General features: G+C 42.6%; 13 protein-coding genes. 4 read left to right on the forward strand and 9 right to left on the reverse strand.

What is annotated here, in order from left to right; genetic code table 11:
- Positions 1 to 229 precede the first annotated feature (229 nt).
- From AABJ44_RS13350 to AABJ44_RS13360, 3 genes are all read right to left on the reverse strand, one after another.
- On the reverse strand, positions 230 to 2551 hold the full coding sequence (locus AABJ44_RS13350) for a formylglycine-generating enzyme family protein (protein ID WP_338369543.1): 2322 nt from the start codon (positions 2549 to 2551) through the stop codon (positions 230 to 232).
- Between the two features lie 213 nt (positions 2552 to 2764).
- Positions 2765 to 4435 carry an ammonium transporter gene (locus tag AABJ44_RS13355; protein WP_338369544.1) on the reverse strand — a complete coding sequence of 557 codons (1671 nt, stop codon included), beginning with the start codon at positions 4433 to 4435 and terminating at the stop codon, positions 2765 to 2767.
- 235 nt (positions 4436 to 4670) lie between these two features.
- Positions 4671 to 6776: a glutamine synthetase III family protein gene (locus AABJ44_RS13360; protein ID WP_338369545.1), complete on the reverse strand. Its 2106-nt coding sequence runs from the start codon at positions 6774 to 6776 to the stop codon at positions 4671 to 4673.
- A gap of 309 nt (positions 6777 to 7085) precedes the next feature.
- On the opposite strand from AABJ44_RS13360, the gene AABJ44_RS13365 reads away from it, so the two are divergent.
- Positions 7086 to 7973: a hypothetical protein gene (locus AABJ44_RS13365; RefSeq protein WP_338369546.1), complete on the forward strand. Its 888-nt coding sequence runs from the start codon at positions 7086 to 7088 to the stop codon at positions 7971 to 7973.
- Positions 7974 to 8374: 401 nt separating this feature from the next.
- Positions 8375 to 9655 (forward strand): O-acetylhomoserine aminocarboxypropyltransferase/cysteine synthase family protein, encoded by a 1281-nt coding sequence (locus tag AABJ44_RS13370; protein ID WP_338369547.1) that lies wholly within the window; start codon positions 8375 to 8377, stop codon positions 9653 to 9655.
- 96 nt (positions 9656 to 9751) lie between these two features.
- On the opposite strand, the gene AABJ44_RS13375 is transcribed toward AABJ44_RS13370, so the two are convergent.
- From AABJ44_RS13375 to AABJ44_RS13390, 4 genes are read right to left on the reverse strand one after another with little or no spacing between them, the layout of a single operon-like run.
- Positions 9752 to 10150 (reverse strand): PaaI family thioesterase, encoded by a 399-nt coding sequence (locus tag AABJ44_RS13375; RefSeq protein WP_074930011.1) that lies wholly within the window; start codon positions 10148 to 10150, stop codon positions 9752 to 9754.
- Between the two features lie 19 nt (positions 10151 to 10169).
- Positions 10170 to 10952 (reverse strand): energy-coupling factor transporter transmembrane component T family protein, encoded by a 783-nt coding sequence (locus AABJ44_RS13380; RefSeq protein ID WP_074645387.1) that lies wholly within the window; start codon positions 10950 to 10952, stop codon positions 10170 to 10172.
- A complete protein-coding gene (locus AABJ44_RS13385) occupies positions 10953 to 12704 on the reverse strand; it encodes an ABC transporter ATP-binding protein (RefSeq protein ID WP_338369548.1) in 1752 nt (583 codons plus the stop codon).
- A gap of 38 nt (positions 12705 to 12742) precedes the next feature.
- Entirely contained in the window at positions 12743 to 13300 is a 558-nt protein-coding gene (locus AABJ44_RS13390) for a tryptophan transporter (protein ID WP_338369549.1), read from the reverse strand.
- 304 nt (positions 13301 to 13604) lie between these two features.
- On the opposite strand from AABJ44_RS13390, the gene AABJ44_RS13395 reads away from it, so the two are divergent.
- Entirely contained in the window at positions 13605 to 14219 is a 615-nt protein-coding gene (locus tag AABJ44_RS13395) for a DUF2271 domain-containing protein (RefSeq protein WP_338369550.1), read from the forward strand.
- Here AABJ44_RS13395 and AABJ44_RS13400 read toward each other — a convergent pair whose 3' ends face one another.
- Positions 14220 to 15329 carry a 3-deoxy-7-phosphoheptulonate synthase gene (locus tag AABJ44_RS13400; RefSeq protein WP_338371298.1) on the reverse strand — a complete coding sequence of 370 codons (1110 nt, stop codon included), beginning with the start codon at positions 15327 to 15329 and terminating at the stop codon, positions 14220 to 14222.
- Positions 15330 to 15352: 23 nt separating this feature from the next.
- On the reverse strand, positions 15353 to 16162 hold the full coding sequence (locus tag AABJ44_RS13405) for a prephenate dehydratase (protein WP_338369551.1): 810 nt from the start codon (positions 16160 to 16162) through the stop codon (positions 15353 to 15355).
- A gap of 435 nt (positions 16163 to 16597) precedes the next feature.
- On the opposite strand from AABJ44_RS13405, the gene AABJ44_RS13410 reads away from it, so the two are divergent.
- The gene (locus AABJ44_RS13410; RefSeq protein ID WP_338369552.1) at positions 16598 to 17242 is read left to right on the forward strand and encodes a sulfite exporter TauE/SafE family protein; all 645 of its coding nucleotides are present in this window, start codon (positions 16598 to 16600) and stop codon (positions 17240 to 17242) included.
- Positions 17243 to 17252 lie beyond the last annotated feature (10 nt).

Consider the following 17252-nt stretch of genomic DNA (forward strand, 5'->3'; position numbering starts at 1 on the left):
ATAACCTCCGAGGCAAAAAAAGAGGCCGTAGACAACACCTCGTGCAATTTGCACAAAGTCTTATCTACGACCTCTTTGCCGTTTCTATTTTTATACTACTTTGGTTATTTTGTGTCAATCAGACCACTTTTTCTGAAAACATACGTTGAAGAAATTACTACACTCTAAAAACACAAATGCCGGCTTTCACCGGCATTTGTGTTTTTATGTACCCTAGAATTAACAAATACTACAAAGCGGAGCGAACCACGCGGAAGCCAAAACTATAGCCACTGCGGTCCGGAGTGTTGTAGAGTCGATTGCAAACAGAGGAGGAGTAGGCAAGGTTGTTCCATGAACCGCCACGTTTAACACGGTCAGAGCCAGAAACAGCCCCAGTAGGATTAGCAACATCCCCAGTTGTCAAAGAATCTTCATACCAGTCATAACACCATTCCATGACATTTCCACTCATATCATAAATACCAAGTGAATTGCAGTCTTTTTTTCCTACTTCGTGTGTTCCGTATCCTTCATTTCCACTTGAAGGTTCTACATCTCCTGTTGTTCCATTTAAAATGTTGAAATAGTACCAGCCTACACTATCAAGCCCTGTATTTTTGAAAGAAAAATATGTTGTACCATCTGCTGTCGGAGTACCGCTAAACAGATAGTCCCATGAATCTTTTGTCTGGTCTCCACCTCGTGCTGCAAATTCCCATTCTGCTTCTGTTGGAAGGCGGTAACCATTTGCACCTGTTACTAATTCAACTGTAGCTCCAGTAATATGTCCTGAACTTACAGAAGTAACTGTAATTGAATATGCTTTTGTTAGATTTAACTTTTCACTTAATACATTACAGAAATAAACTGCATCATACCAGGAAATGTTTTCTGCTGCACGTAATTTTTGAATTTCTCCAGTTCCAAGTGGATAGTTCCCAGCTTCCTTACATTCAAAAGGTTCTGAAGTAAGTTTATATTCAGTTCCATTAACAGTTACATTCTGGTTTGCCATTACAGCTGTATATAGTTCCTGTGTAACTTCATACTTACTCATAATGTATGGATTTAATGTCACATTGCGTCCCTCTATAAAAACACCCGAATAATTATTTTTATTCTGTTTTCCTGTAATAGTTACAGGAGTTTTTGTAACGTATACTTCTCCAGTTTTATCGAAAGTTACATTACCAATCTTAATTGCTTCCTGTGCTACTTGCCCAGCATTGCTATCAGAACCAGAACCACTTCCCAATGCGGAGCGAACCACACGGAAGCCATGATTGTCGAACCAGTAAATCGGGTTGCTGCCGTTCCGGCACGCAACAGAGCAGTCCTCGGCAATATTGCTGCAGCCACCACCACGTATTACGCGGCTGGAACCAGACGCCACGCCAGTTGCAGGTGTTGAAGATATTATGCTTGGAGTATTTTCATTATCATGCCAATCCCAGCACCATTCCGATACATTTCCAGACATATCATAAAGGCCTAGAGCATTTGATAATTTCTTTCTCACCTCATGTGTTTTACTTCCACTATTTGATGTATACCAAGCATATTCACCAAGTTCTGATATGTCGTTTGTTCCTGCGAAATCTGTTGGATCATCTGCTGTTACACCATTTTTTCCCCCAAGTGCAGCATATTCCCATTCTGCTTCTGTTGGTAAACGATATCCATTTGTCTTGAAATTACAGTTTACTGCGTCCCATGTTGAATCACTGCTTGCATGAACTTCTCCCCAGTCTGCTGGATTCGTACTGCCATTAATTGAATAGCAAGGTGTAAGTTTTTCTGCAATACTTCGTTTATTACAATATACAATTGCATCATACCAGCTTACACTTTCTACAGGCCGGTTCTCCTGAACTTCACCACCTGCTGCATTATTGTTAAAACGACTAGGATTAGTTCCCATTATACTTACATATTCTGCCTGAGTTACCTCATGGTCGCACATGTAAAAACTATCTATAGTTACTGTACGGCCTTTGCGGAATACACCTTTAAGATAATCATCATTATACAAGTTTCTTGAATAAGCAAACTTTGTTCCACCTGTAACTGTAGAACCTTCTACCTTTACAAAATCTGCAGATACAAGAGGTGTTTCTGAACCACTTTCCCATTCAATCTCAACATCAATACCAACGTCTTTTACATTTGGATTCAGTTTTACATTTACTTTTACATCACCATCTGCAAGGCTGATTGAAACAGGTGATAAACCTTCAGCAATAACTGTAGTGTCTTTATAAGCTGTAACACTAATTGTATATAAGCCTTCATCTGCTACTGTAAGTCTGATTTTATCTCCAGGGTTACCTGTTTCACTCTTAAGCACTGTTCCAGATTTTATAAGCTGTACTTTGTAAGAGTTTGCATCAGATTGTTCATAATATGCCACTCTTGCTATGCTTGCTTCTGGAAGCTGAAGAACAAAAGCCATTTCATTTTGTTTCTGAGATTCATTTTCGGGTTCTGTTTGAGCAGAGTTTTTACAACCTATAAAAGCTGCAGCCATCACCATAATTGCCGCTACGGCAATCAATTTTGTTTTTTTCATAAACATTTTTCTCCTATGTTTTTTGAAATTTCTTTTAAATATTTTACCAATTCAACTCATTTATGTCTTTTTATCTGTTTTAAATATAACAACTTATTATATTTATTTTAAACAAACATTCCTAACTGGTCTGGAATCGAAGATAAAAAAAACGCCCGGCTTTCGCCGGGCAAATATTATGAGTAAATAGAAAACAACCTAACGTTAGTTAGCCTAATCCTGCAAAGCCTCGTATCCTTCTTCGCCAGTTCTAACCTTAACAACGTTCTGAACATCGTATACGAAGATCTTTCCGTCGCCGATGTGGCCTGTGTAAAGAACTTCCTTAGCAGCTGTTACTACGAGGTCTACTGGAACTTCGCTTACTACGATATCAACCTTAATCTTTGGAAGAAGTGTCATATCCATTTCAACACCACGGTACTTCTGAACGTTTCCGTGCTGCTGTCCGCAACCAAGTACGTTTGTAACTGTCATACCTGTTACGTTGATGTCGTTCATTGCTGCCTTGAGTTCGTCGAACTTGCTCTGGCGAGTAATGATTGTAACCATGTGGAACTTTGCATCCGGACGGCTTGTAGCCTTTGCAACTGGAACTGCCTTTTCAACAGGAACGCTTGATTCTCCACCTGCAGCACCTTCTGTCATAACCTGAGGGGCCATGATAAATCCAGCGTAGCTTGAATCAATACCGTGCTCAAGCTTATCAAGACCGATGATTTCTTCTTCGCGGCTTGCACGGAGTCCATGGAGCTTCTTAATAAGGCTGAATGTGATAAGCATACAAACTGTTGTCCATGCAACAATTGTAACTTCACCAAGACACTGAACACCAAGATGCTTGAAACCGCCACCGTAGAATACACCGTTTTCAACGTTGAACAAACCATCAGACAAAGTACCCCAGATACCGTTTGCAAGGTGAACTGCTACGGCACCAACCGGGTCATCAATGTGAAGCTTAAGATCGAGAAGTTCTACTACAACTACTACGATGATACCTGAAACAATACCGATGATAGATGCACCGAGAGCGTCTACTGTAGCACAAGTTGGAGTGATTGCAACAAGACCAGCAAGAGAAGCGTTGAGTGTCATAGAAACATCAGGCTTACCGTTCTTAACCCAGGTGAAAATCATTGTTGTAACGCAGGCAACTGCAGGAGCAATTGTTGTAGTTGTGAATACAGCAGCAAGACCACCAACACCAAGAAGCTGGGTACAAGCAGCACCGTTGAATCCGTACCATCCGAACCAGAGGATGAAAGTTCCGAGTGCACCAAGTGTAAGTGAGTGACCAGGAATAGCATGAACCTTTGTTACCTTTCCGTCCTTATCGTAATCGTACTTTCCGATACGTGGACCGAGGAAGATTGCACCAATCAAAGCAGCTGTACCACCAACAGAGTGGATTGCAGCACCACCAGCGAAGTCTACGAAACCAAGCTGTACGAGCCAGCCCTGTGAGTTCCAAACCCAACCGGCTTCAATTGGATAAACAACTGCAGAAATTACTGCAGAGTAAATACAGTATGCGCTGAACTTTGTACGTTCTGCCATTGAACCAGAAACGATTGTTGCAGCTGTTGCACAGAATACTAAGTTGAAAACGAATGCTGACCAGTCGCCTTCAGCAAAGTTTGTAAACAACTGCATATTTGGTTTACCGATTACACCAAAGAAATAATTTTCACTCATCATCAAACCGAATCCGAGTAACATAAACATAGGAGTTCCGATACAGAAATCCATCAGGTTTTTCATGATGATGTTACCTGCATTCTTCGCTCTTGTAAAACCAGTTTCAACCATTGCAAATCCACACTGCATAAAGAATACAAGTGCGGCGCCGATTAAAAACCACACACTCCAAACTTCACTCATATGTTACCTCCTGAGTAAGGCCGCCCGGTAGGCGGCCGGTGATAAATAGCAAACCGTTAAAAAAAATTGCGAAAGCAATTTTTTAGGTTTACCACCTAAAAAATTCATAAAAATAATAACGGCGATGATATCAAAATGTTGTGCACAAACATTCGACATCATCGCCGTATAATCACAAATTAAATAAACTCTCTTCGTTACAATATAGATCCTGTATCAAGTTCAGGATGACAGACTATCTTACGCTGAACAAGAGATCACCATAACTTGGGAATGGCCAGAGCTCTTTTGGTGTAATTGTTTCAAGTTCATCAGCACAGAGACGCAATTCGTTCATTGCTGCAAATACATGCTCGCGGTAGAAGAATGCTGTCTTGCTTGAATCGCCTGCATCTGCAGTTTTCTTTGCTTCAAGAACTTCGCTTTCAAGCTTGTCTGTTTTGCTGTAGATGCTGCTTGTAAGTGCAGAAACCTTTTTGAGCATAGAGCTTTCGTAAGTTGTATCGCACTCGCTGCATGCAGCTTTTTTCAGATTGATTGTTTCTGCCAGTTTGTTTGCATATTTGCTTGCAGCTGGAAGAATGAACTTGTTTGCCATCTCGAGCATAGTCTCAGCTTCGATGTTGATGATCTTAGAGTAGTTCTCGTTATGAATCTCAAAGCGGCTTGTAAGTTCAACCTTGCTGTATACACCAAACTTTTCGAATACCTTAACGTTCTTTTCGTCGAGGATGTGTGGAAGAGCTTCTGGTGTAGATTTAAGGTTGTAAAGTCCGCGCTTTTCAGCTTCCTTAACCCAGGAATCATCATAACCGTTTCCGTTGAAAATGATTCTCTTGTGATCTTTGATTGTCTTCAAGATGAGGTCATGGAGATCGCCCTTGAAGTCTTTTGATTTTTCAAGAATATCAGCAAACTGTGAAAGTTCTTCTGCAACAACAGTATTTAAGAATACGTTTGCACATGCGATTGATTCGTTAGAACCAAGCATACGGAACTCAAACTTATTACCAGTGAAAGCAAATGGTGAAGTACGGTTACGATCTGTTGTATCCTTGTTGAAGTCAGGAAGAACAGTAACACCAATCTGCATTTTTTCTTTTTCGTGTTTTCCGTAAGGAACGCCCTTTTCGATGCTGTCGAGAATTGCGCTGAGTTCATCTCCAAGGAAGATAGAGATGATTGCTGGAGGCGCCTCGTTAGCTCCAAGACGGTGATCGTTACCAGCCGATGCTACAGAGATTCGGAGAAGATCCTGATACTCGTCAACAGCCTTAATGATTGCACAGAGGAAGAGGAGGAACTGCGCATTCTGATCAGGTGTTGCACCAGGATCAAGAAGGTTCTTTCCAGTATTTGTAGAAATAGACCAGTTATTATGTTTACCACTTCCGTTTACGCCGGCAAATGGTTTTTCGTGCAAAAGACAAACCATTCCATGTTTTGCAGCAATCTTTCTCATCATTTCCATTGTAAGCTGGTTGTGATCGCAGGCAAGGTTTGTTGTAGAGAAAATCGGAGCCAACTCATGCTGAGCTGGAGCAACTTCGTTATGTTCTGTTTTAGCAAGAATACCAAGCTTCCACAGTTCTTTGTTCAAGTCTTTCATGAATGCCTGAACACGAGGTTTAATCATACCAAAGTAATGATCTTCAAGTTCCTGTCCTTTAGGAGCTTTAGCACCAAAAAGTGTACGGCCTGTATAAATCAAGTCTTCGCGTTTGTCGTAAACTGACTTGTCTACAAGGAAGTATTCCTGTTCTGGACCTACAGTTGTTTTTACGCTTGTAACTGCTTCATTTCCTTCAAAAAGTTTAAGTACGCGAACAGCCTGTTTTGAAATTGCCTGCATTGAGCGAAGCAATGGAGTTTTCTTATCAAGAGCTTCACCTGTATATGAACAGAAAGCTGTTGGAATACAAAGAGTGCCGTCTTTGATGAAGGCATAACTTGTTGGGTCCCATGCTGTATAACCGCGGGCTTCGAATGTAGCGCGGATTCCTCCACTTGGGAAAGAAGAAGCATCTGGTTCACCCTGAACGAGTTCCTTACCGCTGAACTCCATGATTACTTTTCCATCACTTGTAGGAGTAATAAAGCTGTCGTGTTTTTCGGCAGTGATTCCTGTAAGTGGCTGGAACCAGTGTGTAAAATGAGTAGCGCCTTTTTCGATAGCCCAGTCTTTCATTGCATTAGCAACAACAGTAGCAACCGATGCGTCGAGTTTTTCGCCGCCCTCAATAGTTTTCATAAGCTGTTTGTAAGTTTCCTTAGGCAAACGAGCTTTCATAACAGTTTCATTAAAAACGTTCTCGCCAAAAATTGGTGTTACTTCATCCATTTTTTATGCTCCTTATTAAAAAAGTAAAGGCGCAATAGTTTATTCCCGGAGCGTCCTCCAGGAACAGTCTATTGCGCCTTTGCTATAATATCCAAAATGTGCCGGCGCCACACCGTTGATGTCTTACGGTGCGCATTCCGGCGTTAGTTAAAACAAAAAGGTCGCAGAAATACCATTTCTGCGACCTCATTGCCGTTTGATAGTTTTGTTATACAGTTTCAAAAAAAAATTGTCAATAACATATAATAAAAAAAATATTATTTCTGAAATAAATCTTGAGATTTTCATATTTTCCTTTACAATTGAAATATGAAAAAAAATGACAAACCGCTCCCACCGTGGGCACCCCTTATCCCAGAAGGTGCATTTATTTCTTATGTACCTACTTACAGAGTTGGCGAATATTTCGACCGCTTTCATAAAGATTCCTTTAAGCCGGCTGATTTTGATGCGCTCACATTTTACTTTTATGACCCGACTGAGCACGGCTATCCTAAAGATAAAACTTACCCGCTGATTACTTTCTTACACGGTGCTTCAAATGCACTCGAAGGAGAAGTCTGCATAAATTATACAGGAGCAGAATTTTATTCGAAAGACGAGTACCAGAAAACTCTCGGAGGCGCATATCTTCTTATTCCACTGACGAATGAATATCGGAATGAAGAGGGAAAACTACGCGGCAGCTGGCGAGAAACTCCGACAAAAGCTGTTTACGAACTGATTACTGAATTCATAAAAAACAAGATGGGCGGACACTGTGGAAAAAAAGTACTCATAGGTAACTCGGCAGGTGCCTGGATGTCGTTTGAAATGGTAAATGAATACACATCATTTTTTGACGTGCTCATTCCTGTTGGCGCCGGCGAGATTCCAGACGACAAAACCCTGGACCGCTACGATGAAGAAAACGTAAGCCTCTTTTTTGCTATTGGTAAACATGACGAAATAAATGATTATGAGACACTGGTGCGCCCTCGCCTTGAGCGCCTTAAAGCAATGAAGAACTGTTTTATTTTTACTCCGGAATGGGTCTATAACGGTGATAAGGGAATTGCTTCCATTTACTTTGGTTTTGAAATGGGACAACACTGCCTTGTAAACCCGATGCACTGCAATCTGATGTTTGATGACGGAACGCCTATGGACCCACGACTCCCAAATGGTGTTACCGGCTGGATTGCGAGTTTGCTCTAATTTAATATTTTCGATTTTTAATTTTTCTCACTTTTTTCTCAATTCCCTATTGACATAGTAGGTAAAGCATTGTATAAAGGAGTTACCTACTAAAACAGTAGGGTTAATTCTTAAGTCAAATCTTAAACAGGAGGCGCAGGAATGAAAATCTATTTCGAAAAATTAGTCCGTGAAAATTTCCGCAACGGAGTCATGCGTCTCTGCTGTGACATTCGCTTCGCGAACTTACCAGGTTTTGCTTCGCAAAACCTGTAGTTTGCACTAATTTAATCATATTCCCAAAAATAACATGAGGGGTCTTAGGGGGCGAAGCCCTCTAGGAGAAGGGGTAGCGACCAACGAAGTGGGCGCGCAGGGGGAAGGCTTTCCCCTCCTAAAAAAATTATTACAGAGGTATCATTATGGCAAATTATAAATTCGAAACTTTACAGTTACACGTTGGACAGGAAAGTGCAGATCCTGCAACAGATGCACGCGCAGTACCAATTTATCAGACTACATCTTACGTATTCCATAATTCAAAACATGCTGCAGACCGTTTTGGACTTGCTGATGCTGGAAATATTTACGGACGTCTTACAAACTCAACACAGGATGTTCTTGAAAAACGTGTTGCGGCTCTCGAAGGCGGTTCTGCTGCCCTTGCTCTTGCTTCTGGTGCTGCAGCTATCACTTATACAATCGAAGCTCTCGCTGCAAACGGCGGACACATTGTTGCACAGAAAACAATTTACGGTGGTTCATACAACCTGCTCGCGCACACACTTCCACAGTATGGTATTTCAACAACTTTCGTAGACGCTCACAACCTTGCTGAAGTAGAAGGTGCAATCAAAGAAAATACTCGCGCAATTTATATTGAAACTTTGGGTAATCCAAACAGCGACATTCCTGATCTTGATGCAATTGCCGAAATCGCTCATAAACATGGACTTCCAGTTGTAGTTGATAATACTTTTGGTACACCTTATCTTATCCGTCCATTTGAGCACGGTGCTGATATTGTTGTTCACTCTGCCACAAAGTTCATTGGTGGTCACGGAACAACACTCGGTGGTATTATTATTGAAAGCGGAAAGTTCAACTGGAAGGCCAGCGGAAACTATCCTCAGATTGCAGATCCAAACCCAAGCTATCATGGAGTTTCTTTCTACGACGCAGTTGGACCAGCAGCTTTCGTTACTTACATCCGCGCTATCTTGCTCCGCGACACTGGTGCAACAATCAGCCCATTCAACGCATTCCTTCTTTTGCAGGGCGTTGAGACTTTAAGCCTTCGCCTTGACCGCCATGCAGAAAATACAAAGAAAGTTGTAGAGTTCCTTAGCAAGCATCCAAAGGTAGAAAAAGTAAATCACCCTTCCCTTGCTGATCATCCGGACCATGCACTTTATCAGAAGTACTTCCCTAATGGAGGCGCTTCAATCTTCACATTCAACATCAAGGGCGGCCGTGAAGAAGCATGGAAGTTTATCGACAATCTTAAGATTTTCAGTCTGCTTGCAAACGTTGCTGATGTTAAGTCTCTGGTTATTCATCCGGCTTCTACAACACACAGTCAGCTCAACGACGCAGAGCTTGCTGATCAGGGAATTGCTCAGAACACAATCCGTCTTTCAATTGGTACTGAACATATTGATGATATCATTGCAGATCTTGAAAACGGATTTGCGGCAATCTAAAAGAATTTCTTAGGAGGGCGGAGCCCCGCCCTTCGCTCGCACGTTGTTGCGAGCTACCCCACCCAACGGGGGTTACCACCCCCGTAACGCCCCCGCTTATTTTACGAGTTTCATTCCACTTATTGTTACGAAGGCAATTTTTGTTCCGAGATCGTCGGTAATATCGATTTCGTAAAGGCAGGTAGAACGGCCATCTTTGATGAGGCGCGATTCTGAAATCAGCTTTGTACCCTTTGCCATTCCGATAAAGTTTATCTGACTTGTAACTGAAACAGTCTGCGGCTGATTGAAATTTGAGGCAACGGCAAAGGTGTAATCTGCGAGCGTAAAGGTTGCGCCGCCCATTACTCCGCCGTAAGCATTCTGATGTTTACGTGTTATTTCCATTGAACAGCGGGCATAGTGATCGCCTACTTCTTCAATTACGATTCCTGTTGTTTCTGTTGCATAAAGGTCGCCGCCAAAAAACTCGCGGGCTTTTTCTAAATCTGTCATAAGTTTAATCTACCACTATTTACAAAATAATTCCGCCTGCGAGAACAGCTGCTCCAAGCAAAAGGAACACGATGTCACGAAAATGTACCTTGTATGATTTTGTACAGCAGGCTCTTGTACGGAGATAAAAGCCGCGGAGCTCTGCTGCAGTTGCTGTTGACTCAATCTTGCGGACTGAAGAAATAAGCAGCGGGAAGCAGAGTGGCAGAATCATTCCAATCTTTTTGAAAGGATTTTTTACTTCAAAGTCTACACCACGTGCCTGCTGCGACTCGATGATTCCGCTCATCTCAATTGAGAAAATAGGAATAAAGCGGATTGCACTTGTAAAGGTAAAAGCGTATTTGTACGGAATGTGCAGATACTTTACCATTGTATTTGAAAGATCGTTGAGGTTTGTTACCGAAATCAAAATTGAAAGCGGAAGAGCAGCTCCCATAAGGCGAAGCACAAGAAGAAGCGCCTTCTGAATTGCAACACCTGTAATATAAAAACTACCGATTGTTAGGATTGGATCTCCCTGACGGATTACCAGCACCTGAAGGACAAACAGGAAGATTGACATTTTGATGAGTCCTTTGAGGATACCCAGTGTTCTTTTTAAAAGGCCGTTGCCATGGACAATCCCTGCGTTACCAGCTGCAGCCATCAGAACGTTGAAAACAATTACACCAATCAAAAAGAATGGATTTGCAGAACAGAACGAAGCTGCACAAATCAAAATTGAAACAAATATTTTTACGAGGGGATGCATTTTATGAAGCACTGAGCTTCCTGGAAGATAATCGAGAAATCCTTTCATTTACATCACCTCTTTAATTTTCTTAATCATTTCGTCGTCTGTGAAAACACCGCTGAAGCTGTCGCCGAGCAGCATTGCAACCTGTGCGATCTGTGGAGCAAGAAGACGGGCTTTACTGAGCAGCGCCTTGTTACTGAGAACTTGGCGGGTTTCGCCCTGACCAAGGATTTCACCACGGTTCATAACGATGACAGTTTTTGCAAAGTCGAGAACAACTTCCATATCGTGGCAGACCATAATTACTGTAGTTCCGTTTGCATTGAGCTCGCGGATCCGGCTCATCATTTCCATACACTCGCGGTAATCAAGACCGGTTGTAGGTTCATCAAGAATTAATATTTCCGGATTAAGTGCGATGAGACAGGCAAGACAGAGTCTCTGGCGCTGACCGCGGCTCATGTTGAATGGCTCAGTGTCGCCGTCGAAACCAAACTCATCAAGTGTTTTTTCTACGCGTGCTTTTATTTCATCTTCTGCAATTCCGTTGTTACGAAGACTGAAGGCAATTTCTTCACGGACTGTAGCACAACAGATCTGGCGGTCCGGATTCTGGAAAAGAAAGCCGATGTGTTTTGCAAGCGCACTGACCTTCTGCTTTTTTGTATTTTCTCCAAGCACGAGTACGTCGCCAACGCTTGGTTTAAGAAGTCCGTTTGTAAGTTTAGAGAAAGTTGATTTTCCCGCACCGTTTGATCCGATGATTGAGATAAAATCTCCCTTGTGAACTTTTACATTTAAGTCGTGAACATTGGAAGTTTCGTTGTAAGAAAAAGCTACGTTTGAAAACTCGAGAACAACGTCGCCTGAAGATTGTCGGGTCAAGCCCGACAATGACATTTCGGTGTTGTCATCCTCTGGTGCAGCGTTGTCATTATCGGGCTTGACCCGATAATCCTTCCCAGTCACCTTCCTTACAAACTCCGCAGCCTCTTCCGCATTCAGACAGATTCTGTCTTCAGGCTTCATGTCCTTTGGAGCAAGCCCTTCGGCTACCATCTTACCAGTAAGAGTCAAAACGCGGGGACAGTTAATTCCGGCCTCTTCCATTTCACGCTGATGTGTAAGGGTACTTCTGATTTCACCGTAGTGAACACAGGTACCGTGTTCAAGAACAATAAGTTTTTTTACAAATTCGCAGAGCAGCATAATCTTCTGCTCTGCTACTACAATTGTGATTCCCTTTTCTTCGTTGAGCTTTTTAAGCATCTCAAAAATCTGAACCGAAGAAGCAGGATCGAGCTCGCCGGTAGGTTCATCAAGAACAAGAATATCCGGTTCGAGCGCAAGAATTGCCGCAATCACAACCTTCTGCTTCTGTCCGCCACTGAGCGAAGAAATCTCCTTGTGACGAAGCTCGCCGATTCCAAGAGTATCTAGAGAAGATGTGATACGGCTTTCAATTTCATCAGCCGGAATACCAAAGTTTTCAAGACCAAAAAGAATTTCGTCTTCAACAAAGTATCCGGTAATCTGGCTTTCAATATCCTGAAATACAGAACCAACCTTCAAAGCAAGCTTTCCCGCATTTATATCAAAGGTGTCGGTCCCATCAACCTTAACACTTCCGTAAAAATCTCCGGTATAGTGATGCGGGATAAGCCCGTTGATGCAGTTACAAAGTGTTGTCTTTCCCGCACCAGACTCGCCGATGATTCCTACGAATCCGCCTTTTTCAATTTCCAGCGAGATTTTGTCCAGAGCATTTTTCTTAGCCCCGGCGTATTTGAATGTCAGTTCCTGTATTTCAATCATTATTTCCAGTCCCGTCATCCTGAACTTGTTTCAGGATCCTATTTTTCTTCAATGATTTCTTTCTTGAGTGCTTTCATAAGTGGTACATAAAGTGCAGCTACGATAATAGCATTCAAAGTTGCAGTACCAAGAACGATAGGCACATAAGCTGCCATTGCAGAAGGATCAGACTTGATGAATACAAAAAGAAGAACTGTATAAAGTCCGCCAGAAATTACTGTACTTACGAAAGTTGTAATTGCTGCAAGACCAATTTTCATTCCCTTTGACTTAGCTGGGATGAAAATCAAAAGACCCATTGCAAGAGCACCTGCTGCTTCAGAAGCAAAGTTCAGGTAAGGAGTTCCAGGGAAGAACTGGCAGATAGCACCAGCGATAATACCAATAATCAGGCTGTAATATACCTTTGGTCTGATCAAAACAATTGCCATACAGTACATTGCGATAATGAAGTTTGGTTTCATTCCAAAGAAGTTGATGAAAGTTCCAACAAAGAACTTAAGAACTGCGCCGGCTGCAAGTAATACTGCTGTAAGGAGCAGGTCCTGAAGGCTGATGCCTTTTTTTTCTGTCTGAGCTAATTCTCTTTTTTCCATTTTAGATTCCTCTGTTTAAAGTAGATTTTTTTCATGAAAAATTGAGTGGCATCTCTCGCCTCTCGTTACTATTGACAGTAACATTAACTTACGTTACTGTCAATAGTAACATTAAAAAAAATGATAAATTTGGGAAATTTTCATAAATTTTTGATAAAAAAGATCTTTTCTGCTGTTCAAGCTGACATTTCATACTCTTTTATCTGTTATAATAATAAGATACAAATATTTGAGGATGAAAGTTCTTTTCAGCAAAATATTTTAAACATTCTGAAAAAATTTCTAAGAAACTGGAGAAATAATTATGAAAAAAATAATCGCATTAATCACACTTGGAATGATATTTATAACTTCAATGCTTTTTGCAAAGGAAGTTACAATTTCAGTTGGCGCCGGCGAATGCTGGAAGCAGAAAAGTGAACCGCAGTTTTCTGTCTGGCTGGAAGATGAAAATGGAAATTTTATTCGGACTCTTTATGTAACTCAGCGAGCCAGCAAAAAGAACTGGAGAATGAGTCCAAAAGAAGGCCGCCCGGAATCACTACCGGTCTGGTATCATAAATCAAAAAACAAAGCCGCAAAAACAGAAAATGAACTTGACGCAGTTACAAGCGCAACCCCAAAAGGTGGAATCATTTTCAATGCTGATATTGGAGAAGCCGCTTGTCGTATCTGCGCAGAGTTCAACACCAGCTTCGACTACAACGAAAACTACACCAAGAAAAACAGCGGCGTAAACGGCCAGCCGTCAATTGTTTATATTGCCGACATCTCCTCCGATTTCTCAGAAGGTGAAATTCTCCTGCAACTTTCCGGCACCGGCGCAATAGATGGCAGTGATGGAAATATCTATCCTGTTCCAGTCGAACTCACCACAGCCCGCAGGATTGTAAAGGCTGTGGCGGTAAAGGCCAATTAATTACAACTTGTCAGCGATGTCGTAGATCAGGCGTTCAGTTTTTTCCCAACCAAGGCATGGATCAGTGATTGACTTGCCGTACACGCCTTCACCGATTTTCTGGCAGCCGTCTTCGATGTAGCTTTCAATCATGAAGCCTTTTACGAGTTTGTTTACACGGTCGCTATGGCGGCATGAATTGAGGACATCCATTATGATGCGAGGCTGCTCAAACGGATTCTTGTTAGAATTCGAGTGGTTGGTGTCGATGATGACGGCCGGATTTTTAAGTTCACGTTTATCGTAAGCATCACAAAGACGAACCAGATCCTCATAGTGATAGTTCTGCTGATTTACACCATGCTTATCTGTTGAACCGCGGAGAATTGCATGACAGTGCTCGTTACCTTCTGAGTGAACTTCCCAGCCACGGTAGATAAAGGTGTGAGGATGCTGGGCGGCTAGAATAGCGTTCATCATAACTGCGTAGTCGCCGCTGGTCGGATTTTTCATTCCGACTGGAACCTCGATGCCGCTGGCTGTGAGACGGTGCTGCTGGTCTTCTACTGAGCGGGCACCGACTGCAACGTAACCAAGAACATCATCAAGATACTGATAGTTTTCCGGGTAAAGCATTTCGTCTGCAAAGATAAAGCCTGTTTCTTCTACAGCACGCATGTGCATGTGACGGCAAGCAACAATTCCTTTGTAAAGATCCGGCTTCTGGTTTGGATCCGGCTGATGAAGCATTCCCTTATAGCCTTCGCCTGTGGTGCGCGGTTTGTTTGTGTAAATACGTGGCACCATCATGATTTTATCTTTTACCTTTTCCTGAACAGGAACGAGACGATTCATATAATCAATTACAGCTTCCTCATTGTCGGCAGAACATGGACCGAGAATCAAAAGAAGCTTGTCTGAGCGGCCCTCAAAAACAGCACGAAGCTCGGCACGCTGTTCCTCAACTATTTTTCCAACTTTTCCCGAGAGCGGATACTGTTCCTTTACCTCCGCTGGGATTGCTAATCTTTTTTCGAATTGCATATCCATTTCATTTACCTCCTGAGTAAGGCCGCCCGGTAGGCGGCCGGTGATAGATTGAAAAGCGTTAAAAAAAATTGTGAAAGCAATTTTTTAGCTTATCCTTCTATTTTTTAGAACCTTCCCAGTACTTTTAATTTACTGCATCGATATTCCATCTCGGAAATCATCTGCTTATAGGCTTCGGTGCCATACTCGCCTTCTGCCTCAATGTAAAAATAATAGCTCCAGGCCAGCCCCTTGAGCGGACGGCTGTGAATTACGCTCATGTTGTAGCCGAACTCGCCGAGCTTGTTCAAAACTTTTACCAGAGCACCAGCTTCATTCTTTACTGCAAACATCAAGATGAAAGTGTTATTATCTGAACCAGTTTCTACACGTTCACCTTCATTTTTTGAAAGAATTGCAAAGCGGGTTGAGTTGTCCTGATGACCATTTATGCCAGGCTCAAGAATTTCCAGTCCATACAAGGCTGCAGTGTCCGCGCTCGCAATTGCAGCGACGCTAGGGTCACCGAGTTCCGCTACCATCTTCGCTGCCCGCGCCGTATTCACCGCCGGCTCCGTCACATACCCGTGCGCCGCAATAAAATCCCCGCTCTGCTCCAGAGCCTGCGGGTGACTCACAACCTTCCGCACCCCCTCTAAGCGAGCGCCCCTGACCCCGAGCAGGTTCTGCATAACGTTCAGCGTATAAACGCCGTTCACAAACAGCGAGCCCTGAAACATAAGGTCTGTAACCTGGCCAACCTCACCGGCATAGGAATTCTCTATCGGAAGAACGGCGTAATCGCACTCTCCCTTCTCCACTGCTTCATAAGCCGAGCGGAAATCTCCATAAGACTGCAGCTCCTGCTCGGGGAAAATCCTCCGTGCCGCAATGTGAGCGAACGCGCCTTCGATTCCGCTATATGCAATTTTCATAAAACCTCCGCAAAAAAAAAGCGGTTCTACCCGAAAAGATAGAACCGCTTTTTGTATCAGCTGTATTTTCTACATTCTATGCTTTTCGTACGACGCATCTCTTGCCAAAAAAGTAAAAGGCAAAAAATGAGAAGAAAGCAAATGTAAAAAATGAAATTCCAAAAATCATTGTTGAAATACTAGCGAAACATAAAAACTTCGTCAATATGTTATTATTCATAGAAACATAATTTTTTGTTATACCCCCCACGCCCGGCAATTTCTTAGACCTCAAGCTCTTATTTTCACCCCGCACTTATGCATTTCACCACCCCATTCCTGCATCTTGCCGAAAACCATATTGTGCGCAAAACTAACCGCCCTTATTATGAAATCAGACTAAAAAAACGGCCGAACACCGTCAATTATCGGGAATACGGCCCTTAAGGAGAACCCATGATTTTAGAAGCAATCTTATTAGGCGCATCAACCGGCACCTACTGTTCAATGTACTGCGGTCCAGTTCTTATTCCGTTCTTATGTGGCACAGAAAACCCAGGCTATAAACGCAACGCCGGCCTCACAGGCGCTTTTCTCGCTGCACGCCTCGTAACCTATTTTATTCTAGGTGCAGTTTTCGCTGGCCTAGGCTATCTCGTAAACGACTACATTGATCCGGTTTTCGCAAGAAAGCTTTCACTCTTTGCATACATCTTCAGCGGACTTATTCTCCTGTGTAATTCCCTCGGAGTAAGATTTCCATGGGGCTGTTCACATAACGGCTGTAAAGTTCAAAAACTTCGCCGCATCGGTAACGACTGGGTAACCGCTGTAATCGCAGGTCTTGCCGTTGGACTCCATATCTGTCCTCCGCTCTGGACAGCAATGACCCGTTCAATTTTTGGCGGTCACGGACTTCCGGGTCTTTTCTACTTTGTATTTTTCTACATTGGAACCCTGCCGTTTTTTATTCCGCTGCTTGGCATTCCGTTTTTCACAAAGAGAGTCGGTATCATCAGAAAGATTTCCAGAATCGCACAATTTTTTATAAGCATCTATTTTATATATTTTCTTGGCCTTCAGCCTCTGATTTTCGGTTAATCAAAAGGAG

The organism is Treponema bryantii (genome assembly GCF_036492245.1).
Taxonomy (GTDB): domain Bacteria; phylum Spirochaetota; class Spirochaetia; order Treponematales; family Treponemataceae; genus Treponema_D; species Treponema_D bryantii_C.

Bases quoted from the DNA above. Each gene is read 5' to 3' on its own strand.
- AABJ44_RS13410 (WP_338369552.1), top strand. From the start codon at position 16,598: ATGATTTTAGAAGCAATCTTATTAGGCGCATCAACCGGCACCTACTGT.
- AABJ44_RS13350 (WP_338369543.1), bottom strand. From the start codon at position 2,551: ATGAAAAAAACAAAATTGATTGCCGTAGCGGCAATTATGGTGATGGCT.
- AABJ44_RS13395 (WP_338369550.1), top strand. From the start codon at position 13,605: ATGAAAAAAATAATCGCATTAATCACACTTGGAATGATATTTATAACT.
- AABJ44_RS13370 (WP_338369547.1), top strand. From the start codon at position 8,375: ATGGCAAATTATAAATTCGAAACTTTACAGTTACACGTTGGACAGGAA.
- AABJ44_RS13360 (WP_338369545.1), bottom strand. From the start codon at position 6,776: ATGGATGAAGTAACACCAATTTTTGGCGAGAACGTTTTTAATGAAACT.
- AABJ44_RS13365 (WP_338369546.1), top strand. From the start codon at position 7,086: ATGAAAAAAAATGACAAACCGCTCCCACCGTGGGCACCCCTTATCCCA.
- AABJ44_RS13375 (WP_074930011.1), bottom strand. From the start codon at position 10,150: ATGACAGATTTAGAAAAAGCCCGCGAGTTTTTTGGCGGCGACCTTTAT.
- AABJ44_RS13355 (WP_338369544.1), bottom strand. From the start codon at position 4,435: ATGAGTGAAGTTTGGAGTGTGTGGTTTTTAATCGGCGCCGCACTTGTA.
- AABJ44_RS13405 (WP_338369551.1), bottom strand. From the start codon at position 16,162: ATGAAAATTGCATATAGCGGAATCGAAGGCGCGTTCGCTCACATTGCG.
- AABJ44_RS13390 (WP_338369549.1), bottom strand. From the start codon at position 13,300: ATGGAAAAAAGAGAATTAGCTCAGACAGAAAAAAAAGGCATCAGCCTT.
- AABJ44_RS13380 (WP_074645387.1), bottom strand. From the start codon at position 10,952: ATGAAAGGATTTCTCGATTATCTTCCAGGAAGCTCAGTGCTTCATAAA.
- AABJ44_RS13385 (WP_338369548.1), bottom strand. From the start codon at position 12,704: ATGATTGAAATACAGGAACTGACATTCAAATACGCCGGGGCTAAGAAA.